We start from the raw sequence: 22,911 nt of genomic DNA, 5'->3' as shown, positions 1-22,911 counted from the left end.
GTGCTACAAGTGTCGTAGATAGTTGCCGGCGGGCCCGCGACCGTCAACGACGACAGATGAGGGGAACCATGGTTTTCAAGCGGCTGCTCGGAGCCTTCGGGGTGGGCGGGCCTTCGGTGGAGACGGTGCTGCACGAGTCGCACGGCCGTCCGGGCGGGCACCTGCCCGGGGAGGTCACCATCCAGGGCGGCGACCACGACGTGCACGTCCAGCAGGTGGTGCTGAGCCTGGTCACCAACGTCGAGTTCGAGCACGGCGACCACGAGGGCGCCGCGGGCGTGGAGTTCTACCGGGGCGCGATCGCCGGCGGTTTCCACCTGGGGGCCGGGCAGTACCACTCCATCCCCTTCCAGATGCCGCTGCCGTGGGAGCTTCCGCTCACCGAGGTGTACGGACAGCACCTGCACGGCATGGCCATGGGCGTGCGCACGGAGCTGGAGATCGCCGGGGCGAGGGACGCCGGCGACCTGGACCCGGTCTCGATCGGCCCGCTGCCGTCGCAGCAGCGCGTGCTCGACGCGTTCGGCGCGCTGGGCTTCCAGTTCAAGAGCGCCGACGTCGAGCAGGGCCACATCGCCGGGGTGCACCAGGAGCTGCCCTTCTACCAGGAGATCGAGTTCTACGCGCCGCCGCAGTACGGCGGGCAGATCAACGAGGTCGAGCTGACGTTCGTGGCGAGCCCGCACGAGCTGGCGGTGGTGCTGGAGGCCGACCGCCGCGGCACCATCTTCGCCGAGGGCGACGACGTGTTCGGCCGCTTCCACGTCTCGCACGACGAGGCGCTGCACATGGCCTGGGAGCAGGAGCTGGAGAACTGGCTGCGCGCCGTCGCCGGGCACCTGCACGGGGGCCACGGCGGATTCGCCCCCGTCCACCACGACGTCCATCACGGTGTGCACCACGACGTCCACCACGGGTCGCACGGCCACGGCGGCCCGGGCTGGGGCGGGGTCGCGGCGGGCGCGGCCGCCGGTTTCGTGGCCGGCGCGGTCGTCAACGAACTGCTCGATGACGACGATGACGACGACGGCGACGGCGACGACGGCGGCGACGCCCTCGCCGAGGCCATGGCCGAGGCGCAGCAGCAGGCGATCCAGGACGCCTACCAGCAGGCCGCCTACGAGCAGGCCTACGAGGACGCTTACGAGGACGCCTACGAAGAGGCCGTCGAGGCCTTCGAGGACGAGGACTGACACCGCGCAACGACCCCCGCAGCGCTCTACCGTGACCGGCGGCCGTCCGGCCGCCGGTCACGCGCGTGCGTGGCGGGGCCGGCCGACCGCGCCGGCGAAGTAGGCGCGCAGGCCGGACAGCGCCTCGTCGAGGCACTCCTCGATCGTGCGGTCCTCGTGCGCCAGCCACTCCTCGTAGGCGGACAGGGCCAGCGCGAGGGTGACGTTCCCCACGGCACGCGGCAGCAGGGCGTCGGGGGGCAGGCCCAGGCGGCCGGCGACGTAGCAGGTGATGACCTCGCGCCACTGCCGGTACTTCAGCGCCGAGTGGGCCTGCAGGGCGGGCGTGCGCAGCAGCAGCGTCATGCGCTGCCGGTGCTGGGGCACGGCCGCCTCGTCCACGTGGTTGAAGGCGAGCACGGCGCGGTGCACCGCCTCGTAGACGGGGATGTCGTGCGGCATGGCCGCCAGCGACGCGCGCAGGTCGGCGAGGCTCTCGTCGAACTGCCCCCACGGGATGTCGTTCTTGGACGGGTAGTAGCGCAGCAGCGTGCGCCGCCCGATGCCCGCCGCCTCGGCGATCGCGTCCAGGGTGGTGGCCTCGAAGCCCCGCTCGGTGAAGAGCGCGAACGCCGCCCGTTCGATCGCGGCATGATCGGTGGCGGGCGGACGCCCCTTCGGACGCCGGGTTGCTGACCGCACTGCGCCCCCTTCTTTTTGACCCTCAGTGCCATTAGTGTGCATGACAAGTCCAGCCGAGCCGAGGAGGCGTCATGCCCGAGCCCATGATGTCGGTCGAGGAGACCGCCCCGCAGGTCGACGACGCGGCGGCCGAGGCGGTGGAGGAGGAGTCGCTGATCGAGGAGGTCTCGATCGACGGCATGTGCGGCGTCTACTGACGCCCGCACCGGGGAGCCGACCGTGGCCGACATCCTCGACCAGGCATGGGAGCTGTCACCGTCGGTGGCGCTGCGCCCCGAACCGTTCGGGGCGCTGGCCTACCACTTCGGCAACCGGCGGTTGACCTTCCTCAAGCGCAGGGAGCTCGTGGAGGTCGTCCAGGGCCTGGGCGGCGCGCCCGACGCCCGGACCGCGCTGGAGCGGGCGGGCGTGCCCGCCGCCCAGTGGGGCGCCTACGCCAGGGCGCTGCGCGGCCTCGCCGACGCCGACATGATCCGCCAACGCGACACCACGGGAGAGGCGCCATGACCGACACGACGGCCGAGGCGAACGGCGCGGTCGGCTCCGCCTCCGGCTCGCTGATCGAGACGTTCGAACGCGGGCTGGACGCGCCGATCTGCCTGACCTGGGAACTGACCTACGCCTGCAACCTGTCGTGCGTGCACTGCCTGTCGTCGTCCGGCAGGCGCGACCCGCGCGAGCTGACCACCGAGAAGTGCGAGGCGGTCATCGACGAACTGCAGGCGATGCAGGTGTTCTACGTCAACATCGGCGGCGGCGAGCCGACCGTCCGCCCGGACTTCTGGCACCTGCTGGAATACGCCGTCGACCACCACGTCGGCGTGAAGTTCTCCACCAACGGCGTGCGCATCGACCCCGCGCGCGCCCGCTACCTGGCGTCCACTGACTACGTGGACGTGCAGGTGTCGCTCGACGGCGCCACCGCCGAGGTCAACGACCGGGTGCGCGGGCCGGGGTCGTTCGACACCGCGATGCGCGCGCTGGACAACCTGGCCGCGGCCGGGTTCCGGGACGCCAAGCTGTCGGTCGTCGTCACCCGGCACAACGTGCCGCAGCTGGACGAGTTCAAGCGGATCGCCGACGAGCACGGCGCCACGCTGCGGCTGACGCGGCTGCGCCCGTCCGGCCGGGGCGCCGACGTGTGGGACGACCTGCACCCCACCCCGGCCCAGCAGCGCGAGCTGTACGACTGGCTGGTGCGGGCGGGCGAGAACGTCCTCACCGGCGACTCGTTCTTCCATCTGGCCGGGTTCGGCGGGAAGCTGCCGGGCCTGAACATGTGCGGGGCCGGGCGCGTGGTGTGCCTGATCGACCCGGTCGGCGACGTGTACGCCTGCCCGTTCGCCATCCACGACGCCTTCCGCGCGGGCAACGTCCTGACCGACGGGGGCTTCGCCCGGGTGTGGCGCACCTCGGAGCTGTTCGCGCGGCTCCGCGCGCCGCAGGACGGCGGTGCCTGCGCGTCCTGCCGGTTCTACGACGCGTGCCGGGGCGGGTGCATGGCGGCCAAGTTCTTCACGGGCCTGCCGCTGGACGGGCCCGACCCCGAGTGCGTCCAGGGCCACGGCGAGCCGGCGCTGGCCGATCCGCGGCGGACGGTGCCCGCGCCCGGCCGGGACCACTCCCACCGCACCGCGCCCCGGAAGCGGCGCTCCCCCGGGCCCGTGCCGGTGCGGATCGGCAGGCGCCCCGAACCGGCGGCGCCGCCGGCGTCCCCCTGCCAGGAGAGCCCCCTGGCCGGTTTCACGGCCACCGAGATGACATCCCCTGAGACAGCTGAGAGGTAGCGCATGGGCGACGCGTGGTTCGAGACGGTCCTCGAGGCCCAGCGGCGGGCCCGCCGCAGGCTTCCCCGGTCGGTGTACTCGGCGCTGCTGGCCGGGTCCGAGCGGGGCACGTCGTACCGGGACAACATGGCCGCGTTCGCCGAGTTGGGGTTCGCGCCGCACGTCGCGGACCTGTCGGCCAAGCGCGACCAGCAGACCACCGTCATGGGGCAGCCGGTCTCGCTGCCCGTGGTCATCTCCCCGACCGGGGTGCAGGCGGTGCACCCCGACGGCGAGGTCGCGGTGGCGCGGGCCGCCGCCGCGCGCGGCACGGCGATGGGGCTCAGCTCGTTCGCGAGCAAGCCGATCGAGGAGGTCGTCGCGGCCAACTCGCAGACCTTCTTCCAGATGTACTGGATGGGGTCCAGGGACTGGATGGTCCGGCGGATGGAGCGCGCCCGGCAGGCCGGCGCGGCGGGCCTGATCGTCACGCTGGACTGGTCGTTCTCCAACGGCCGGGACTGGGGCAGCCCCTGGATCCCCGAGCGGCTCGACCTGAGGGCCATGGCGCGGCTGGCGCCGCAGGCGCTGGCGCGGCCCGCCTGGCTGGCCGGGTACGCCCGGTCGCGCCGCCTGCCCGAGCTGACGGTGCCGAACCTCGCCGAGCCGGGGCAGCCCGCGCCCACGTTCTTCGGTGCGTACGGCGAATGGATGCGCACTCCCCCGCCGACCTGGGACGACATCGCCTGGATGCGACGGCGGTGGGACGGGCCGTTCATGCTCAAGGGCATCTGCCGGGTTGACGACGCCCGCCGCGCCGTCGACGCCGGGGTCACCGCCATCTCGGTGTCCAACCACGGCGGCAACAACCTGGACGGCACGCCCGCGCCGATCCGGGTGCTGCCGTCCATCGCGGCCGCCGTCGGCGACCAGGTGGAGGTGCTGATGGACGGCGGCGTGCGGCGGGGCGGCGACGTGGTGAAGGCGCTGGCGCTGGGCGCCCGCGCCGTCATGATCGGCCGCGCGTACCTGTGGGGGCTGGCCGCCGCCGGTCAGGCCGGGGTGGAGAACGTGCTGGACATCCTGCGCGGCGGCATCGACTCGGCGCTGCTCGGGCTGGGCCGCTCATCGATCCACGACCTGACGCCCGACGACGTGCTGGTGCCCGAGGGCTTCACCCGCACGCTCGGCGCCGCGCCCGGGCCGGACGGGCGATGAGCGGCCGGACGCTGCTGGCGCGGCGGTCCTGGCCGCAGGTGCCCGAAAGGGCGCTCGTCCTGGTCCCGGTGGGGTCGTTCGAGCAGCACGGGCCGCATCTGCCGCTGGACACCGACACGGTGATCGCGGCGGCGGTGGCCGAGGGCGCGGCCGACGAGCTGGCGCGGCGCCGTCCGGACGAGCCGGTGCTGGTCGCGCCGCCGGTCGCCTACGCGGCCAGCGGCGAGCACCAGTCGTTCCCCGGGACGGTCTCCATCGGCCACCAGGCGCTGCGGTCGGTGCTGGTCGAGATGGTGCGGTCGCTGTCGGCGTGGTGCGGGCGGACCGTGTTCGTCAACGCGCACGGCGGCAACCTGCCGAGCCTGCCGGACGCGGTCGCGCGGATGCGGCGGGAGGGGCACCGGGTGGCGTGGGCGCCGTGCCGGGCCGAAGGCGCCGACGCGCACGCCGGGTTCACCGAGACCTCGCTCATGCTGCACCTGGCCCCCGACCGGGTGGACATGGCGCGCGCCGCGCCCGGCAACACCGCGCCCGTCGCCGAGCTGCTGCCCGCGATGGCCGCCGGGGGCGTCGCCGCGGTGTCGCCGTCGGGCGTGCTCGGCGACCCGACCGCCGCCACCGCCGCCGAGGGCGAGCGGGTGCTGCGGCGGATGGTCGAGGAGGTGTGCGCGCTGATCGACGGCGGTGCGCCCGGCGCCGACGGCCGCCTGCGCCGCATCCGGGCGGGCCGCAGATGAGCCCCGCGTCCGAGGAGGAGCGGGTCGCGCTGGTCACCGGCGCCGCCCGGGGCATCGGCGCCGCCACCGTCCGGGCCCTGTGCGGGCGCGGCTACCGGGTCGTCGCCGTGGACTGCTGCGCCGGGGACGTCCCCGGCGACCTGCCGGGGGTGGCCTACCCGCTCGCGGGCAAGGACGAGCTGGACGCCCTGCGCGACGAGCATCCGGACCAGGTCGTCGCGGTGGTCGCGGACGTCCGCGACCGCACCGCCCTGGACCGCGCCGCGGCGACGGCCGTGGAGCGGTTCGGCCGGATCGACGCCGCCGTGGCGGCCGCGGCCGTGATCTCCGGGGGGCGGCCGCTGTGGGAGACGCCCGAATCGCACGTGCGGGCGCTGTGGGACGTGGACGTCATGGGCGTGTGGAACACCGCCGCCGTCACCGTGCCGCGCATGCTGGCCGGCCCCGACCCCGGCGGCTGCCGCTTCGTCGCGGTCGCCTCGGCCGCCGGGACGCGCGGGCTGTACCACCTGTCCGGCTACGGCATGGCCAAGCACGCCGTGATCGGGCTCGTCCGGGGGCTGGCCGCCGACCTGGCGGGCACCGGTGCGACCGCCGTGGCCGTCTCCCCCGGCTCGACCCGCACGTCGATGCTGTCGGCCACGGCGGCCCTGTACGGGCTGGACGGCGCGGAGTCGTTCGCGGCGTCCCAGCTGACCGGGCGGCTGATCGAGCCCGCCGAGATCGCCGAGGTGATCGCGTTCTGCTGCTCGCGGGCCGGCGGCGTCGCGACCGGCACCGTCATCGGCGCGGAGGGCGGTTTCCGGGGATGAGCCGCGCCACGGCCCCGCCCGGCCCGCCGTACGGCTTCGTCGTGGAACTCGGCCGCCGCGTCCGCGTGTACGACGGCGGCCGCACCCTGGTGGGCGGCGCGCCCGTGCGGCTGCTGCGCCTGAACCGGCGGGCGGCGGCGCTGCTGCACGGCCGCCGCGTCGAGGTGACCGACCGGCTGTCGCAGCGGCTCGCCGAGCGGCTGCTGGCCGTCGGCGCGGCGGACCCGGTGGTGGCCGAGCTGCCCCCGGTGGACCTGTCGCGGGTCACGGTCGTCGTGCCGGTGCGCGACCGCGCCGCCGCGCTGGACCGGCTGCTGACGGGCCTGGCGGGCCGCGTCCGCGCCGTCGTCGTGGACGATTGCTCCGACGACCCGCGGGCCGTCGCCCGGGTGGCGGCCCGGCACGGCGCCGAACTGGTCGCGCTGCACCGCAACCTGGGGCCCGCCGGGGCGCGCAACGCCGGGCTGGCGAAGGTCGGCACCCCGTTCGCGGCGTTCGTCGACTCCGACGTGGTCGTCGCCCCTGAGGCGCTCGCCACGCTGCTGCGGCATTTCCACCATCCCCGCGTCGCCGCCGCCGCTCCGCGGATCCTGGGGCTGCCCGGCCGGGGCGAAAAGAACTGGATCTCCCGCTACGAGGACGCCCGGTCGTCCCTCGACCTGGGCCCGGAGCCCGCGCTGGTCCACCCCCGCTCCGCGGTCAGCTGGGTGCCCAGCGCGTGCCTGGTGGCCCGGGTCGACGCCCTCGGCGGGGGCTTCACCGACGGCATGCGCGTCGCCGAGGACGTCGACCTGGTGTGGCGCCTGGCCGCCCGGGGCTGGCAGGTGCGCTACGAGCCCGCCGCCACCGCCCGGCACGACCACCGCACCCGGCTGGCCGATTGGCTGCGCCGCAAGGCCTACTACGGCACCGGGGCGCACCCGCTGGCCCTGCGGCACGGCGCGCTGGTGGCCCCGGCCGTGCTGACCCCGTGGAGCGCCGCCGCCGCGGCGGCGGTCCTCGCCCAGCGGCGCTGGTCGGTGCCGGTGGCGGCGGGTGCGGCGGCCGTCGCGTTCGCGCGGCTGTCGCGCACCGTCTCCGGCAGCGGCCGTCCGCGCCGCCTGGCGGCCGACCTCGTCCGGTTCGGGCTGCTCGGCACCGCCGGGCAGACCAGCGCCCTGCTGCTGCGGCACTGGTGGCCGCTCAGCCTCGCCGCCTGCCTGTTCTCGCGCCGCGCCCGGCGCGCCGTGGCGGTCGCCGCCGTCGCCGACGGCGTCGCCGAGTACCTGCGCGTCTCCCCCGGCCTCGATCCGGTGCGCTTCGTGCTGGCCCGCCGGCTGGACGACCTGGCCTACGGCGCGGGCGTCTGGGCGGCCGCCCTGCGGGCCGGGTCGCTCCGCTCGCTGCTCCCGGACTTCCCGGGGGTGCCGAGGTCGCGGGGCGGCAGCGCGCGGACGAGCACGGCGATGACGACCAGCGAGGACAGCGACCACCACACGTGGGCGTCCCGCCAGGCGGGCGCGTCGAGGCGGGTGGTGACCAGGTAGCCGAACCCGGCCCAGAGCCCGGACACGGCGACGGCGGGCCAGGTGCCGCGGCCGGCCAGGGCGATCAGGTACGGCATCGGCCAGGCCAGGTACTGGGTGCCGAACCGGTGCGTGGCGATCAGGAAGGCCAGCAGCAGCGCGGCCGTGAGCACGGCCGGGTCGGCCCTGCGCCACCACCACGCCGCGGCGAGCACCCCGGCCGCGAGGATCAGCAGCCCGGGGCGGGCGTACGCCGGATCGACGATCTGCTGCCCGCCCGTCGCGACCGCCGTCCAGCCCCAGTCGCCGACCACCGGCCGCGTGGACAGCGACTTGGCGAGCGTCGAGGGCAGGTCGCCCACCGGCGTGCCCAGGAACACGCAGCCGCTCAGCAGGAACACCAGCGGCACCACGCCCGTCCACACGAACGCGACGACCCGGTTGCGGACCCCGGGCAGCGCGAGCAGCACGCCGGGCAGCATCAGGGCCGCCCAGCTCGCCGAGGTCACCGCGAACCCGACGAGGATCCCGGCGGCGTGCGCGCGGCCCGCCCCCCGGCCGCCGTCCCGCGCCACCACCAGGGCCGCCACCCCGAGCAGCAGGGTGATCGGCGCGAACTGGCCGTGGATGGCGCTGACCATCGCGCCCACCGGGGCGCAGGCGTACTGGAAGGCGCGCAGCCCGCTCTTGCCAGGGTCGGCGGCCAGCCTGCCCACCAGCGGAATCAGCGCCAGGTCGCACAGGATCGGCACCGCCCGGCCGACGACGCCCCACGGCACGCCCAGCAGCTCGCCGAGCGCCCGCTGCCCCGCCAGGACGTAGGCCAGGAAGGGCAGGAAGTGCCAGCCTCCCTCCCGCAGGTGCACCAGCGGGTCGCGGCCGTCGAGCACGGTGTCGGCGGTGGAGCGGAAGTCCTCGGCCAGGTCGTAGGGCTGCCAGCCGTCCCGGACGGCGACCACCAGCAGCACCAGCCGCAGCAGCGCGCCGACCGCAAGCGCCGCGGTCAGCGGCGGCCGCCACCCCGCGCGCGCGGCGGCCACGGCCAGGACCAGTCCGATCGTCAGCGGCAGGCCCGCCGCCAGCACGTGGGTCACCGGGTGTCCTTCCTTTCGCCGGTCATCATGCCGAAGGGGGGCGCCGCCCGGCGAACCGGGGACGCCGCGATGCGGTCGAGCGGCCAGAGCTGCGACCAAGGTCGGCTAGGGTCGAGCTTCAAAGACAAGCACGCGAGCGTCGCGAGTGAACGCAGGTGAGGGAGAAGTCGCCGGTGGAGGGGTTGGAGTCGCCGGACGAGGCGAAGCTTGAGGGCGCGCGGGTGCTGGTCACCGGCGGCGCGGGGTTCATCGGCAGCCGCGTGGTGGCGGCCCTGCTCGATGCCGGGGCGGAGGTGATCGTGGCCGACCGGCGGCCCCATCCGGATCCCGCGGTCCGCTCGGTGGTGGGCGACCTGTGCGACCCCGATGTGCGCAAGCGGGCGGTCGGCACCGCGCCGGACGGCATCGTCCACCTGGCGGCCGCGACGTCGGTGCTGCGGTCGATCGAGGACCCGGCCGGGGTGTACCGGCTGAACGTCGACGCCACCGCCGGGCTGCTGGAACTGGCACGCGAGCAGAAGGTGCGCCGGGTGGTGTTCGCCTCGACCAACGCCGTCACCGGCGACGTGGGCGACGCGCCGATCAGCGAGCGGCTGCCGCTGCGGCCGCTCACCCCCTACGGGGCGACCAAGGCGGCCGCGGAGATGCTGCTCAGCGCCTACTCGGGCGTGTACGGCATGCGGGCGTGCGCACTGCGGTTCGCCAACGTGTACGGCCCGGGGATGCTGCACAAGGACAGCTTCGTGCCCCGCCTGATGCGCGCCGCCGCGGCCGGGACGGGCGTCCAGGTGTACGGCGACGGCCGCCAGCTGCGCGACTACGTCCACGTCGACGACATCGTCCAGGCGGTGCTGCTGGCCTGGCGCAAGGGCCTGACCGGGCCGCTGGTGGTCGGGTCGGGCCGGTCGACGAGCGTCAACGACCTGATCGAGGCGGCCCGGGAGGTCACCGGCGCGCCGATCCCCGTCGAGCACGTGCTGGCCAAGGCCGGGGAGATGCCCGCCGTCGTGCTGGACATCTCCGCCGCCCGCGCCCTGGGCTACGAGCCGCGCCACGACCTGCGCTCCGGGCTGGCGACCGTGTGGCCCGACTTCGCCCCCGCGGGGGAGGCGTCGTGACCGCGGTGAACGAAAAGGTCGAGGACGTCGACGAGGCGGCGCTGGCGGCGTTCCGCGCCGAGTACGGCACACGGCTTCCTCCGGTGGCCATCGTCATCGCCGCCTACAACGAACAGGACGGCATCGGTGAGGTCGTCGGGGCGATCCCGGCGACGGTGGGCGGGCACGAGACCGCGACGATCGTGGTGGTGGACGGCTCGACCGACGACACCGCCCAGGTCGCCCGCAAGCACGGCGCGATGGTCTGCGACGTGCCGGTGAACCGGGGGCAGGGCGCCGCGCTGCGCCTGGGGTACCGGATCGCCCGCGAGGGCGGCGCCGAGTACATCGTCACCACCGACGCCGACGGCCAGTACGACCCGGCGCACATCGAGCGGGTGCTGGCGCCGGTGCTGAGCGGCGAGGCCGACTTCGTCACCGGGTCGCGGCGGCTGGGCCGCCAGGAGACCTACGACCGGGTGCGGCGCACGGGCGTGTACGTGTTCGCCTGGGTGGTGAGCCTGCTGACCGGGCAGCGCGTCACCGACACCTCCTTCGGCCTGCGCGCCATGCGCGCCGAGGTCACCGGGGCCGTCACCCTGAACCAGCCGCAGTACCAGGCGTCCGAGCTGCTGATCGGCGTGATCTCCCGGGGGTACCGGGTGAAGGAGGTCCCGGCGACGATGCGGCTGCGCACGGCCGGGACCACCAAGAAGGGCGGCAACCTGGTGTACGGGTACCGCTACTCCCGCGTCGTGTTCGGCACCTGGTGGCGCGAGCGGCGCGCCGCGCGCGGCCGGCGCCCGGGGCGCCCGCCGTCGGCGAACACCAGGTAGTGGAACAGGACGAACTTCACCACGAACATCACCCCGTAGACGGCGAGGAACACCCCGCCGACCAGGGCGGCCCCCAGCGCCTCGTCCTCCACCAGCCGGTCGACCTGCCGGTCGGCCGCGCCGGTGGCCCACGCGCTGAGGGCCATGGTGGTCAGCGCGATCACCCAGTACGGCAGCAGCTCGCGGAGCGGGTCGGCGCGGCCGCGGCGGCCCCAGGCCCACCACCGGTTGAGCCCGTAGTTGAGCGCCGCGCCCGCCGCCCAGGCCGCGACGGAGGCGGCCTGCGGGCCGAGCAGCCCCGGCCCGTAGGTGAGCAGCAGCACCGCCTCGCTGGCCACGGCGGCCAGCACCGAACCGATCGTGTACCGGGTGAACACGCGCGCGAACGAGCGGCGGCGGCCCGGCGCCGCGGGGACCGCGGGCCGGGCCGGCGCGGTGGCGGTCATCGCCTCACCGCGCCTTCTCCGCCCGCGGGCCGGCGCCGCGGGGACCGCGGGCCGGGCCGGCGCGGTGGCGGTCATCGCCTCACCGCGCCTTCTCCGCCCGCGGGCCGGCGTCCGGCACGCGGGCGACGGCCAGCACCGACTGGCCGAACGGGATCGGCAGCAGCCGGTCGAGCACCCGGGTGGCCGGGACGACCACGCGGTCGTACACGCCCACGGCCCCCGACTTGGGCCCCTGCACCCTGCCGAGCCGCATCGCCGCCCACCAGGCGACGCCGCCGAGCAGGTTCACCGGCCGCGACAGCTCGCACGCCAGCCCGGCCCGCCGGATCGCGTCCCGCAGGGTCGCGGGCGTGTACCGGCGGAAGTGCCCGACGCGGCGGTCGAACTCGCTGTACAGGCTCTGGTAGCCGGGCACCCAGAGCACGATCGTGCCGCCGGGGACGACCGAACGCGCCAGCACGGCGAGCACGTGCGCGTCGTCTTCGAAGTGCTCAAGCACGTTGATCGCCACTGCCGTGTCGACCGGCCGGTCCAGCGCCTGCGTCCCCGCCAGGTCGAACTGGTGGGCCTCCACCTCGGCCCGGTCGGCGAAGCGGTTCTTCAGCAGCGTGACCGCGTCCGGGTCGACGTCGGTGACGACCAGCCGGTCCAGCCCGGTGAACTGGGCGGCGAACTCGCCGAGCCCGGCGCCCACCTCCAGCACGCTGCGGCCGCAGTGCGGGGCGATGAGGTCGTACTGGTAGCGCCGGTAGCGGGGCTTGTCGGCGCCGCCCTCCTCGGCCGGCACGGTGCGGCCGGTCGCGCGGGCGAACGCGCCCTCGGGTGAGGTCATGGACGGCTCCCGGTCGGTCATGTCTCCTGCACGGGGCTGGCGTGGCGGCGCCAGTCCACCTTGGGCGTCAGGGCCTCGGGCCGCACCCGGTGCGCGTGCCGCTTGGTCACGTCGAACAGCGAGGTGATCAGCGTATCGGACAGCAGATGGGGGGTGAGGCCCAGCTCCAGGAGCCGGGTGTGGGTGACGTTGTAGTAGTGGTCCTCGTGCTCGACCCGCGGGTTGTCCAGGTGCTCGATGCGCGCGTCGCCGGGGAAGCAGCGGACCACGGTCTCGGCGATCTCCTGGACGCTCATCGCCTCGGTCATCTGGTTGAACACCCGGAACTCGCCGCGCTCGGCCGGGTTCTCGCAGGCCAGCTCGATACAGCGGACGGTGTCGCGGATGTCGATGATGCCGCGGCGCTGCCCGCCGCGGCCGTAGACGGTCAGCGGGTGCCCGAGCACGGCCTGGATGACGAACCGGTTGAGCACGGTGCCGAACACCGCGTCGTAGTCGAAGCGGGTGGCCAGCCGGTCGTCGAGCACCGTCTCGGGGGTCTGCTGCCCGTACACCACGCCCTGGTTGAGGTCGGTGGCGCGCAGGCCCCAGATCCGGCAGGTGAACTCGATGTTGTGGCTGTCGTGCACCTTGGACAGGTGGTAGAAGGAGCCGGGGCGCTTGGGGTACAGCACCCGGTCCTTGCGCCCCTTGTACTCCAGGTCGAGCCAGCCCTCCTCGATGTCGATGTTGGGGGTGCCGTACTCGCCCATGGTGCCGAGCTTGACCAGGTGGATGTCGCGGTCCACCTCGGCGATGGCGTACAGCAGGTTGAGCGTTCCCACGACATTGTTGACCTGGGTGTAGACCGCGTGCTTGCGGTCGATCATCGAGTAGGGCGCGGCGCGCTGCTCAGCGAAGTGCACCACGGCGTGCGGCCGGAAGGTGCGCAGCATGTCGTAGGTGAAGTCGGCGTCGGTGAGGTCGCCGATGAACACCTCGATGGACGCACCGGTCACCTCCCGCCACGCCGCGACGCGCGTCTGCAGCGTCTCGATCGGCACCAGGCTCTCCACGCCGAGCTCGTAGTCGTACTGGCGCCGCGCGAAGTTGTCGGCGACCGCGACGTCATGTCCGCACCGCGAAAGGTGCAGCGCCGTGGGCCACCCGAGGTACCCGTCGCCGCCGAGGACGAGAATCCGCATGCATCACTCCTGACCTGTCCGGACCGGTTCGTCGGGCGAGCGCGGAATACGGCCGGCCCGCGGCGCGGATGCGACATGGGCGGCCCCGGGAACGGCATGGTGGGGGGCCATGACGGCAGCCGGTGGGAACGATCGCCGACATGGGCCGACACCCTTCTGACGAGCGCCGACTCCATGCCGACCAGGCTTTCCGGCTCACCCGGCCGTCACCTTACCGGGCAAAACTGAATGCCAGCTGTAAGCCTTCCGGCCGGCACCGCGCCCCCGCCGGCGCCCCGGCCCGGGCCCGGCGGCGCCTCAGCCGGCGCCCCGGTCGGCGGCGCGGTCGGCGCCCCGGTCGGCGGCGCGGTCGGCGGCCCGGTCGGCGGCGCGGTCGGCGGCGCGGGCCCGGTCGTAGCGGGCGCGGGCGGCCAGCACCGCCGGCATCTCCTCCTCCACCAGGCGGATCAGGTCGCAGAGCCGGGCGGCGACGCGTTCGCCCAGCGGCGTCAGGCTGTACTCGACGTGCGGGGGGATGGTGGCGCGCACGTCGCGCACCACCATGCCGTCGCGTTCCAGCACGTGCAGGGTCTGCGCCAGCATCTTCTCGCTCACCCCGTCGACGCGGCGGCGCAGCGCGTTGAAGCGGTGGCTGCCCTCGGCGAGCGCGGCCAGGGCGAGCGCGCCCCACTTGCCGGTGACGTTCTCGAGCGTGCGGCGGGACGGGCAGGCGCGGGCGAACACGTCCGCGACCAGCTCGTCGGTGATGTCGCCGGCGGTGCTGCCGGCGGTGCCGTCGGCCTCGGCGCGGGGGGCGGGACGGGTCACGTCCGGGCTCGTGCTGGTCATGTGTCAACGGTAACCGCCCGGGCGGCCGCCGCACCGCACCGCCTCTCCCCTCTGGTTAGTGCTGTGGAATAGTTAGTGCACGATCGCCAGTACGCACTCACCGTGGAGAGGAACCGCTGTGATCACCATCACCGGAGCCACCGGCAGGCTCGGCCGGCTGACCGTCGAGGCGCTGCTGGAGCGCGGCGTGCCCGCCGACCGGATCGTCGCCGCCGTACGCACCCCCGACAAGGCCGCCGACCTGGCCGAACGCGGCGTCCAGGTGCGCCGGGCCGACTACGACGAGCCAAAGACCCTCGCCGCCGCGCTCGCCGGGACCACCCGGCTGCTGCTCGTCTCCGGCAGCGAGGTCGGCCGGCGCGTCCCCCAGCACCGCAACGTGGTGGAGGCCGCCGCCGCCGCGAACGTCGAGCTCATCGCCTACACCGGCATCCTCAACTGCGACACCAGCAAGATGGTCCTCGCCGAGGAGCACAAGGCCACCGAGGCGGTCATCCGCGAGTCGGGGCTGCCGCACGTGTTCCTGCGCAACGGCTGGTACTTGGAGAACTACACCGAGAACCTGGCGCCCGCCCTGGAGAGCGGCACGCTCATCGGCGCCGCCGGGGACGGCCGGATCGCCGCCGCCACCCGGGCCGACTACGCCGCCGCCGCGGCCGCCGTCCTGACCGGGGACGGGCACGCGGGCAAGACCTACGAGCTGGGCGGCGACACCCCGTTCACCATGGCCGAGCTCGCCGCCGAACTGTCCCGGCAGACCGGCAGGGACATCGCCTACCGCAACATGTCGGAGGAGGAGTACGCCAAGGCGCTGGTCGCGGCGGGCGTGCCCGAGCCCTACGCCAAAACCCTGGCCGACAGCGACACCGGCATCGCCCGCGGCGACCTGACCACCGGCTCCGGCCACCTGCGCGCCCTCATCGGCCGCCCCACCACCGCGCTCGCCGACGCGGTCGCGGCCGCCCTGAAGGGCTGACCGCGGGCGCGCCGTTCAGCTGACCGGTCAGCCGACCGGTCAGCGTGCCGGGGCGATCCGCACCGGCACGCCGTTGAGGTGGGCCATGCCCGCCAGGGGCTCCAGGTCGGCGGGGTCGGGCGAGGCGAGCAGGTTGACGTTGACGCCCCCGGCGGCGTTGGCGACCCGCCAGCCCCCGCGGTGACCCCAGCCGTGCGGGACGGCGACGGTGCCCGGCGTCATCTCGTCGGTGACCTTCACCGGCAGCTCCACCGAGCCGTGCGGCGAGGAGATGCGGCACCGGTCGCCGTCCTGGAGCCCGTGCTCGGCCGCGTCCTTGGGGTGCACGCGCGCGACCTGCCCGCGCGTGCCGCCCTTGGCGCGCATCAGCGCGGGCGCGTTGTGCATCCAGGAGTTGTGCGACCGCTGCTCGCGGATGCCGATCAGGCGCAGCGGGTATTCCGGCGGCGGCTCGGGGTCGGCGGCGAGCCGGTCGATCTCGGCGGCGATCTGCGGCGGGGCCAGGTGGACCCGCCTGTCCCGGTGCCAGATGCGGCGGCGCAGCCTGCCGGTGCGGTGGTGCTCGGCCAGGACGATGCCGTGCGGGTGGGCGCGCAGCCGCTTCAGGCTGAGGCCGCCGCGCCGCAGCCCGTACCAGTCGCCGTACGGGCCGGTGCGCAGCAGCGCGTCCACCAGGAAGCGGGGCGAGGGCCGCACGCCGAGGCGGTGCGCGATGCGCTGCGCCCGCAGGGCGCCCACGCCGAGCCCCATGCGGCGGGCCAGCTCGTCGAAGATCTGCCATTCCTGGCGGGCCTGGCCGCGCGGCGGCACGACCGGCTCGGTCCAGGTCACGTACGGGGTGAGGTGCAGCTGCAGGAACGGCAGCGGGATGTCCTCGCGTTCCAGCCATGTGGTGGCGGGCAGCACGTAGTCGGCCTTGCGGGCGGTCTCGTTGACGTACATGTCGATGCAGACCAGCAGGTCGAGCCGGTCGAGGGCGGCGTCGAGCGCGGCGCTGCCCGGCACCGTCAGCACCGGGTTCCCGGCCGCCACCAGCAGCGCCCGCAGCCGCCCCGGGCCGGGTGCGGTGATCTCCTCGGCCATCACCCCGGCGGGGAAGGTGCCGAGGATGTCGGGGTAGCCGCCGACGCGCGAGCGGGTCCGGCCGTAGGAGGCGCGGCCGGAATGTCGCAGGATCTCGTCCACGCGGACGGGCGACTCGCCGAAGACCGCCCCGCCGGGGCGGTCCAGGTTGCCCGTGACGGCGGTGACCGCGTCGATCAGGAACGCGGTGAGGGTGCCGTACCGGCCCAGGCAGGAGCCGGTGCGGCCGTAGACGACGGCGCGTTCGGCCGCGGCCAGGTCGCGGGCCAGGGCCCGCACCCGGTCGGCGGGGACGCCGCTGCGGTCGGCGGTGCGCTCGGGGGCGAAGCGGGCGGCCAGGGCGCGCAGCTCGGCCAGGCCGGTGGCCTGGCGCGCGCAGGCGGCGGCGTCCTCGAGGCGTTCGGCGAAGATGACGTGCAGCAGCGACAGCAGCAGCCAGGCGTCGCCGTCGGGGCGGACGGGCAGGTGCTCGAAGGCGCGGGCGGTCTCGGTGCGGCGCGGGTCGGCGACGATGACGCGGCCGCCGCGGCGGACGATCGCGGCCAGGTCGTCGCGGATGCGCGGCGCGCTGAGCACGCTGCCGTGCGACACCAGCGGGTTCGCCCCGATCATCAGCAGCAGGTCGGTGCGTTTGAGGTCGGGGATGGGCACCAGCGTCGGCGCCCCGTACAGCAGCGCGCTGGCGGCGAAGCGGTTGTTGACGTCCTGCGATCCGGCCGAGTACAGGTGCGGCGACCCGAGCGCGCCCATGAACCCGGTGAGCCACAGCGGGTGGCTGTAGGAGAACGTCGCCGGGTTGCCGAAGTAGCAGCCGATCGCGCCGCCGCCGTGCTCGCGGCGGATCCGGGTGAGCCGGGCGGCGATGTCCGACAGGGCCTCGTCCCAGCTCACCTCGTCGAATCCGCCGTCGGCGCGGCGCCGCAGCGGCCGGGTGACGCGGTCGGGGTCGTTGTGCACCTCGGCCATCGCGATGCCCTTCGGGCAGGCGAAGCCGCGGGAGAGCGGATGGTCGGGATCCGGGCGCAGCCGGAGCAGCTCGCCGTCGCGGACGGTGGCGGTCAGCCCGCACAGCGGCTCGCAGATCCGGCAGTAAGTGGTCACTTGCATCGTCCCCATGGGGACGATTATGCGCCACCCCCCGCCGCCCGCCACCCCTCGCCCTAGGTGCCGGCGCCGCGGACCATGCGGGCGTGGGCCAGCCAGCGGCGGGCCTTCTCGGCGTGGGCCAGGTCGATGTGCTGGCCCCGGAAGCGGACCGCGCCGTGCCCGTCCCTCGCCGCCCGCTCCACCGCCGCCACCAGCTCCTCGTGGTAGGCGACCTCGTCGTCGGTGGGCGTGAACACCTCGTTGACGACGGGCACGTGCGAGGGGTGGATGACGACCTGCCCGCGGAAGCCCAGCTGCAGGCCGTAGTCGGCGAACGCGCGCAGCCCTTCCAGGTCGGCCAGGTCCTCCCACAGGCCGGTCAGCGCGTGCAGGCCGTGCCGGCGGCAGGCCAGCAGGACCCGGCTGCGCAGGTAGAGCGACTCGCTGCCCTCCGGCGACCACCGGAAACCCACCGCGCGAGCGATGTCGGCGTGCCGCGAGGTCGGGCCGATCATCGCGCCGACCCGCGGCGAGGCGGCCGCGATCGCGCCGCACTCGTCGATGGCCTCGACCGTCTCCACCGGGACGATCATCTCCAGGCCGGACGCGCCGTTGCGCGCCTCGAACCAGTCGATGAGGGCCTCCCAGCGCAGCACGTCGGCGGCGTTGCGGATCTTGGGGGTGAACAGGCCGGTCAGCTCCGGGCCCACGACGCGTTCCAGGTCGGCCCCGGCCAGCCGGGTGTCCAGCGCGTTGGGCCGGACGAACAGCCCGATGCGCGGGTCCGCGGCGCGCAGCTCGGCGAGCGCGGCGCGGACGGTGTCGCGGCTTTCGGCCTTGAGGTCGTCCGGTACCGAGTCCTCCAGGTCGAGCACGATGGCGTCGGCCCCGGACGCCAGCGCCTTGCGCGCCCACGCGGGTTTGTGTCCGGGGACGAACAGGACCGATCGGTAGGGGTGCATCGCGTGCCTTTCAGCGGCCCGCCGCCCGGCCGGCGGCGTCGGGGGTGCGGTCGTGGGTGTCGGGGGTGATCCCGGCGGCGCGGAGCTTGGCCTTCTGGACGCGCTGCGACGGCGTCTTGGGCAGCGCGTCGACGAACCGCAGGTAGCGGGGGACGGCGAAGGCCGGGATGCGGCCCTCGCACCACCGCCAGACCTCCTCGGGGGTGACCTCGTCGCGGGTGACCAGGTAGGCCATGACCTCGTCCTCGCCCGCCTCGGACGCGGCGGGCACCGCGATGACCGCGCACTCGGCCACCGCCGGGTGGCTGAGCACGGCGGTCTCGACCTCGTAGGAGCTGATGTTCTCGCCGCGCCGGCGCAGCGCGTCCTTGAACCGGTCGACGAAGTAGAACCAGCCGTCCTCGTCGCGGCGCAGCGCATCGCCGGTGTGGAACCACAGGTTGCGCCACGCCTCGACGGTGCGGTCGGGCATGCCGAAGTAGCCGTTGCTGGAGATGAACGGCACCTTCGGCCGGACGACCAGCTCGCCGACCTGCCCGACCGGGACCTCCTCGTCGGTCTCCGGGTCCACCAGCGCCACGTCGAACCACTCGTCGGCGGCCAGCCCCGCCGCGCCCGCCGGGCGGTCCTCCCCGTAGGGGGACAGGATCGGCGCGGACGTCTCGGTCAGGCCGAACACCTCCACGAACGCCTCGATGCCGAAGCGCTCCTTCATCGGGGCGAGGATCGAGGCGGCGGTGGGCGCGGCGAACACGCAGCGCAGCGGGTTGTCGGCGTCGTCGGGGCGGCGCGGCTGCTTCCAGATGAAGTCCATCATCACGCCGATGAAGTTGGTGACCGTGACACCGCCGGTGCGGATCTGATCGATCCACCGGCTGGCGCTGAACCGGCTGCGCAGCACGAAGCGGCCGCCCGCGACCATCGCCGGGTAGGCGGCCATGAACTGGGCGTTGCCGTGGAACAGCGGGGTGACCGCCATCCACGCGTCGTCCGCGGTCAGCCGGGTGAGCGCGACGCACTCCTGGGCGAAGAAGTACATCTGCGTGTGCGGCATGGCCACGCCCTTGGACGGGCCGGTCGTGCCGGAGGTGAAGAAGACGGCGGCCAGGTCCCGGGGGCTCACGGCGGGCAGTTCGGCGGGGCCGCCGGCGAGCAGCTCCTCCCAGGGGGCGGCCTCCCAGCCCGCGGCGCGCAGCGTCTCGATCGCCTCGGCCTGCCGCCCGGTGTCGATCACCCAGAACTTGCGGATGTCGGCGGCGGCCTCGGCGACGGCGGTGAACCGTGCGGCGTGCACGTCCTCGACGACGGCCAGCCGCGCCCGGACGGTGCGCACCTGGTGGGCGAGGAAGTCGTGCTCGTAGGCGGTGTTGATGGGCACCTCCGCCAGCCCGGCGACGGCGGTGCCGAGCCAGGTGCGCACGAACCGGGAGGAGTTCGCCGCGTAGATCACGACCCGGTCGCCGGGCTGCGCCCCGTTCGCCAGCATCGCCGCGCCGATCGCCTCGGCCTCGGCGAGCACCTGCGCGTAGGTCCAGGCGGCGTTCTCCTCGGGGGCGTCCAGCCAGACGGCGTCGGGCCGCCGTTCGGCGTGGTGCCGCAGGACGGTGGGCAGCGCCCAGTCCTCGCGGTTCGGGAAGGCGGGGTGGATGTCGCGGTAGTAGCGGAAGGTCACGGACGGCCCCCTTCACGTGCGGCGTCGGTCGCGGCGCGGGCGCCGCGGAAGTCGGGGGCGCGCCGCTCCAGGAAGGCCCGGGCGCCCTCGCGCATGTCCTCGCTGCCGATGGCCTGGACGAGCATGCCCAGGCCCGTGTTCATGTTGTCGGCGGACTGGTGCCACCACTGGTTGGAGCTGATCTTGGCGATCTCCAGGTAGCGGGGGCTGAGCGCGCGGATCTCGGCGATCCAGCGCGCCACCGCCTCCTCCAGCCCGTCGTCGTCGACGACCTCGTTGATCAGGCCCATGGCGAGGGCCTGCTCGGCGGTGTAGCGGCGGCACAGCATCGCCATCTCCTTGGCGCGCTTCTCGCCGATCTGGACGGTGAGCATGTTCGTGGCGCCCAGCACCCCGGCCGAGCCCACCCGGGGCCCGGTCTGCCCGAACGTGGAGCGGCGGGTGGCGATGGCGAAGTCGCAGGCGACGACGAGCTCGTTGCCGCCTCCGGCGGCGGGCCCGTCGACCGCGGCGATCACCGGGCGGGGGCAGGCGCGGATGGCGTCGACCAGCCGCAGCGAGGCGGTGAACAGCGCCCGCAGCCGGCCCGGGTCGGGGTCGTCGAGCTGGTCGAGCGCCCCGCCCGCGCAGAACGCCCCGCCGGTGCCGGTGAGCACCACCGCGTCGGCGTCGGCGGCGTCCTCGAACGCCCCGATCATGGTGCGGGCCATGGCCAGGTCGTAGGCGTTGCGCCGCTCGGACCGGTCGATCCGGATCCAGGCGACCGGCCCGCGGCGCTCCACGTGCACGCCCACCGACCCACTATTCATACGATTCATACTCATAGATTCTAGTCGTGGACGCGGCCGACCGGCAGGGGCTCGCCGCCCTCTGGGCGGACGAACTCGACGCGCACCGGCAGGCCCGCGCGCAGCTTCAGGCCCTCGGCGTCCACCAGCCGCAGCGTCAGCCACGGCCCCTCGGTCAGCTCCACCAGCCCGATGACCTGGTCGGGCCCGCGGACGCCGTCGGGGCCCCGGCGGCCCGGCTTGACCGTCCAGGACACCAGCTCGCCGGTGCCCGCGGCGGGCCGCCACTGCAGGTCCCGCGCCTGCGTCACCGAGCACACCACCGCGGCCGGCTCGGACCATTCGCCGCTGCTGGGCGAGTAGCGCAGCAGCAGCGTGCCCTCGGCGGCGGCGTCGAAGAACGGGGCCGAGTGCTCGTCCCGCTCCACAGGGATCAGGCTCATCAGTGCGTCCTTCTCGTCCGGCATCGCGTCACGTCCTGGGGTGCGGGCTGAGGATGAGGGTCGAGTGGAAGTCGAGCACTCCCCCGTTGCCGCTCACCATGATCAGGTCGTGCGCGGGCACCTGGCGGTCGCCGCCCTCGCCCCGCGCCTGGATGACCGCCTCCGACAGCGGCGTCATCCCCCACATGTAGAAGGACGACAGCTCGCCGCCGCCGGTGTTGACCGGCAGGCTCCCGCCGGGCGCGATCGCGCCGCTCGCGACGAACGCGCCGCCCTCGCCCTTGGCGCAGAACCCGTAGTCCTCCAGCGTGACCAGCGTGGTGTAGGTGAAGCAGTCGTAGATCTGGCACATGTCGATGTCGCCGACGCCGATCCCGGCCATCTTCAGCGCCTCGGCGCCCGACCGCGCCGCACCCGTGACCAGGCCGAACTCGCTGCCGCGCCGGTTGACGTAGCCGGGGTGCGCCTGCCCCCAGCCCCAGATGTGCACCGGCGGCCTGCGCAGCCCCGCGGCCCGCTCGGCGGTGGTGAGGATCACCGCGACGCCGCCGTTGCTGACCAGGCAGCAGTCCAGCAGCCGCAGCGGGTCGGCGATCATGCGGGAGGCCTGGTGGTCGGCCAGCGTGATCGGCTCGCGCATCTGCGCGCGCGGGTTCATCGACGCCCACTGCCGGGCGGCGACCGCGACGGCGCCGAACTGCTCGCTGGTCGTCCCGTAGGTCTCCATGTGGCGGCGGGCCGCGATCGCGTACCGTTCGGGCGCCGCCTTGAGCCCGGCGGCGGCCGGCAGCGCGCCGACGCCGCGCATCGCCCGCCGCTGCCCGGCGTACGAGGCGCCGGCGCCCTTGCCCTCCTTCAGCGGCGCGTCCGCGTAGACGCAGGCCACCACGTCGGCCATGCCGGCGGCGATGGCCATCGAGGCGTACTGCACCATCTGCCCGGCCGACGACCCGAACCCCTGGATGGTCGCCAGAAGTCGGGTGTTGCGCATCTGCAGCGTGGACTGCAGGCGCAGGTCGATGTCGCCGCCGACGCCGGGGTTGACCAGCAGGCCGTCGATGTCGCCCAGCGCCAGGCCCGCGTCCTCGGCGGCGCGCGCGATCGCCTCGACGGCGAAGTCGGCGGGCGTGCGCCCGTAGATCCGGCCGAACTCGGTCAGCCCGAGGCCCGCGATGACCGCGGTGCGTCCCCCGCTCATGCGCCCTCCTCGCATGCGTCCTCCTCACCACGGCGCGGCAGCACGACCTCGACGACGCCCGGCCCGACCGTCACGCCGCCGGAGTTCTCGCAGCGGATCGCGATCTCCACCACGCCCCGGCCTTCCTCGTCGATGCGCGCGTCCTTGACCTCGCCGCGGACCCGCATGGTGTCGCCGACGACGTTGAACGACCGCATCCGGAAGCCGCGGATGGCGCGGATCTGCCCGGCCAGGCCCATCCAGTCGCGGACGCAGCGTTCCCACGCGCCCAGCAGGAACTGGGTGTTGGCGTACATCTCGGGCGCGCCCGTTTTGCGGGCGTACTCGGTGTTGTGGTGGATGGAGTTGAAGTCACGGTTGGCGCCCGCCGCCATCACCAGCCGGTAGACGGTCAGGGGGTAGTCGGCGCCGGGCAGCTCCTCCCCGACCGTCACGTCCTCGAACCTGCGCCCTTCCAGGGCCGTCGTGTCCACC

The 22,911-nt window shown here is 74.5% G+C and carries 23 protein-coding genes; 11 read left to right on the top strand and 12 right to left on the bottom strand.

Going from position 1 to position 22,911, the window contains the following annotated elements:
* The first annotated feature begins 68 nt into the window (after positions 1–68).
* Entirely contained in the window at positions 69–1,193 is a 1,125-nt protein-coding gene (locus QSK22_RS08530; RefSeq protein WP_285493467.1) for a sporulation protein, read from the top strand.
* Between the two features lie 57 nt (positions 1,194–1,250).
* On the opposite strand, the gene mftR is transcribed toward QSK22_RS08530, so the two are convergent.
* On the bottom strand, positions 1,251–1,874 hold the full coding sequence (gene mftR / locus QSK22_RS08525) for a mycofactocin system transcriptional regulator MftR (RefSeq protein WP_285493466.1): 624 nt from the start codon (positions 1,872–1,874) through the stop codon (positions 1,251–1,253).
* Between the two features lie 71 nt (positions 1,875–1,945).
* On the opposite strand from mftR, the gene mftA reads away from it, so the two are divergent.
* From mftA to QSK22_RS08480, 9 genes are all read left to right on the top strand, one after another.
* Positions 1,946–2,071, top strand: a complete 126-nt coding sequence (gene mftA, locus QSK22_RS08520; RefSeq protein ID WP_285493465.1) for a mycofactocin precursor MftA — start codon at positions 1,946–1,948, stop codon at positions 2,069–2,071.
* Between the two features lie 22 nt (positions 2,072–2,093).
* On the top strand, positions 2,094–2,381 hold the full coding sequence (mftB, locus tag QSK22_RS08515) for a mycofactocin biosynthesis chaperone MftB (protein WP_285493464.1): 288 nt from the start codon (positions 2,094–2,096) through the stop codon (positions 2,379–2,381).
* A complete protein-coding gene (mftC, locus tag QSK22_RS08510; RefSeq protein ID WP_285493463.1) occupies positions 2,378–3,661 on the top strand; it encodes a mycofactocin radical SAM maturase in 1,284 nt (427 codons plus the stop codon). The genes mftB and mftC overlap by 4 nt, the downstream gene beginning before the upstream one ends.
* A 3-nt stretch (positions 3,662–3,664) precedes the next feature.
* Positions 3,665–4,858 (top strand): pre-mycofactocin synthase MftD, encoded by a 1,194-nt coding sequence (gene mftD, locus QSK22_RS08505; RefSeq protein ID WP_285493462.1) that lies wholly within the window; start codon positions 3,665–3,667, stop codon positions 4,856–4,858.
* On the top strand, positions 4,855–5,595 hold the full coding sequence (gene mftE, locus QSK22_RS08500) for a mycofactocin biosynthesis peptidyl-dipeptidase MftE (RefSeq protein WP_285493461.1): 741 nt from the start codon (positions 4,855–4,857) through the stop codon (positions 5,593–5,595). The genes mftD and mftE overlap by 4 nt, the downstream gene beginning before the upstream one ends.
* On the top strand, positions 5,592–6,407 hold the full coding sequence (locus QSK22_RS08495; RefSeq protein WP_285493460.1) for a mycofactocin-coupled SDR family oxidoreductase: 816 nt from the start codon (positions 5,592–5,594) through the stop codon (positions 6,405–6,407). The genes mftE and QSK22_RS08495 overlap by 4 nt, the downstream gene beginning before the upstream one ends.
* On the top strand, positions 6,404–7,933 hold the full coding sequence (gene mftF / locus QSK22_RS08490) for a mycofactocin biosynthesis glycosyltransferase MftF (RefSeq protein WP_285493459.1): 1,530 nt from the start codon (positions 6,404–6,406) through the stop codon (positions 7,931–7,933). The genes QSK22_RS08495 and mftF overlap by 4 nt, the downstream gene beginning before the upstream one ends.
* Before the next feature lie 1,228 nt (positions 7,934–9,161).
* Positions 9,162–10,124, top strand: a complete 963-nt coding sequence (locus tag QSK22_RS08485) for an NAD-dependent epimerase/dehydratase family protein (protein WP_285493458.1) — start codon at positions 9,162–9,164, stop codon at positions 10,122–10,124.
* Positions 10,121–10,939 carry a glycosyltransferase family 2 protein gene (locus QSK22_RS08480; RefSeq protein ID WP_285493457.1) on the top strand — a complete coding sequence of 273 codons (819 nt, stop codon included), beginning with the start codon at positions 10,121–10,123 and terminating at the stop codon, positions 10,937–10,939. The genes QSK22_RS08485 and QSK22_RS08480 overlap by 4 nt, the downstream gene beginning before the upstream one ends.
* Here QSK22_RS08480 and QSK22_RS08475 read toward each other — a convergent pair.
* The 4 genes from QSK22_RS08475 to QSK22_RS08460 form a co-directional block, all read right to left on the bottom strand.
* Complete coding sequence (locus QSK22_RS08475) at positions 10,846–11,385, bottom strand: GtrA family protein (protein ID WP_285493456.1); 540 nt, start codon at positions 11,383–11,385, stop codon at positions 10,846–10,848. The two genes, QSK22_RS08480 and QSK22_RS08475, sit on opposite strands and share 94 nt — an antisense overlap.
* Before the next feature lie 79 nt (positions 11,386–11,464).
* Entirely contained in the window at positions 11,465–12,238 is a 774-nt protein-coding gene (locus tag QSK22_RS08470; protein WP_285493455.1) for a class I SAM-dependent methyltransferase, read from the bottom strand.
* Positions 12,235–13,401 (bottom strand): NAD-dependent epimerase/dehydratase family protein, encoded by a 1,167-nt coding sequence (locus QSK22_RS08465; RefSeq protein WP_285493454.1) that lies wholly within the window; start codon positions 13,399–13,401, stop codon positions 12,235–12,237. Before QSK22_RS08465 ends, QSK22_RS08470 begins: the two co-directional genes overlap by 4 nt.
* A gap of 297 nt (positions 13,402–13,698) precedes the next feature.
* Positions 13,699–14,229, bottom strand: a complete 531-nt coding sequence (locus QSK22_RS08460) for a winged helix-turn-helix transcriptional regulator (protein ID WP_285493453.1) — start codon at positions 14,227–14,229, stop codon at positions 13,699–13,701.
* 118 nt (positions 14,230–14,347) lie between these two features.
* Between QSK22_RS08460 and QSK22_RS08455 the strand changes: the two genes are divergently transcribed.
* Positions 14,348–15,205 carry an SDR family oxidoreductase gene (locus QSK22_RS08455; RefSeq protein WP_285493452.1) on the top strand — a complete coding sequence of 286 codons (858 nt, stop codon included), beginning with the start codon at positions 14,348–14,350 and terminating at the stop codon, positions 15,203–15,205.
* Positions 15,206–15,244: 39 nt separating this feature from the next.
* On the opposite strand, the gene QSK22_RS08450 is transcribed toward QSK22_RS08455, so the two are convergent.
* From QSK22_RS08450 to QSK22_RS08420, 7 genes are read right to left on the bottom strand one after another with little or no spacing between them, the layout of a single operon-like run.
* A complete protein-coding gene (locus QSK22_RS08450; RefSeq protein WP_285493451.1) occupies positions 15,245–17,404 on the bottom strand; it encodes a molybdopterin-containing oxidoreductase family protein in 2,160 nt (719 codons plus the stop codon).
* Between the two features lie 44 nt (positions 17,405–17,448).
* Positions 17,449–18,336 carry an HpcH/HpaI aldolase/citrate lyase family protein gene (locus QSK22_RS08445; protein WP_285493450.1) on the bottom strand — a complete coding sequence of 296 codons (888 nt, stop codon included), beginning with the start codon at positions 18,334–18,336 and terminating at the stop codon, positions 17,449–17,451.
* 10 nt (positions 18,337–18,346) lie between these two features.
* Complete coding sequence (locus QSK22_RS08440; RefSeq protein ID WP_285493449.1) at positions 18,347–20,008, bottom strand: AMP-binding protein; 1,662 nt, start codon at positions 20,006–20,008, stop codon at positions 18,347–18,349.
* Positions 20,005–20,817, bottom strand: coding sequence for an enoyl-CoA hydratase/isomerase family protein (locus tag QSK22_RS08435; protein WP_285493448.1), 813 nt, complete (start codon positions 20,815–20,817; stop codon positions 20,005–20,007). The genes QSK22_RS08440 and QSK22_RS08435 overlap by 4 nt, the downstream gene beginning before the upstream one ends.
* Positions 20,818–20,837: 20 nt before the next feature.
* Entirely contained in the window at positions 20,838–21,239 is a 402-nt protein-coding gene (locus QSK22_RS08430; RefSeq protein WP_285493447.1) for a Zn-ribbon domain-containing OB-fold protein, read from the bottom strand.
* Between the two features lie 28 nt (positions 21,240–21,267).
* A complete protein-coding gene (locus QSK22_RS08425) occupies positions 21,268–22,437 on the bottom strand; it encodes a thiolase family protein (RefSeq protein WP_285493446.1) in 1,170 nt (389 codons plus the stop codon).
* Positions 22,434–22,910 carry a hotdog family protein gene (locus QSK22_RS08420; RefSeq protein ID WP_285493445.1) on the bottom strand — a complete coding sequence of 159 codons (477 nt, stop codon included), beginning with the start codon at positions 22,908–22,910 and terminating at the stop codon, positions 22,434–22,436. The genes QSK22_RS08425 and QSK22_RS08420 overlap by 4 nt, the downstream gene beginning before the upstream one ends.
* Position 22,911 lies beyond the last annotated feature (1 nt).

Origin of the sequence: Actinomadura sp. NBRC 104425 (assembly GCF_030269545.1) — a bacterium.
GTDB lineage: Bacteria > Actinomycetota > Actinomycetes > Streptosporangiales > Streptosporangiaceae > Spirillospora > Spirillospora keratinilytica.
The sequence above is the reverse complement of the archived record's forward strand: the minus strand, read 5'-3'. Positions and strand labels throughout refer to the sequence as shown.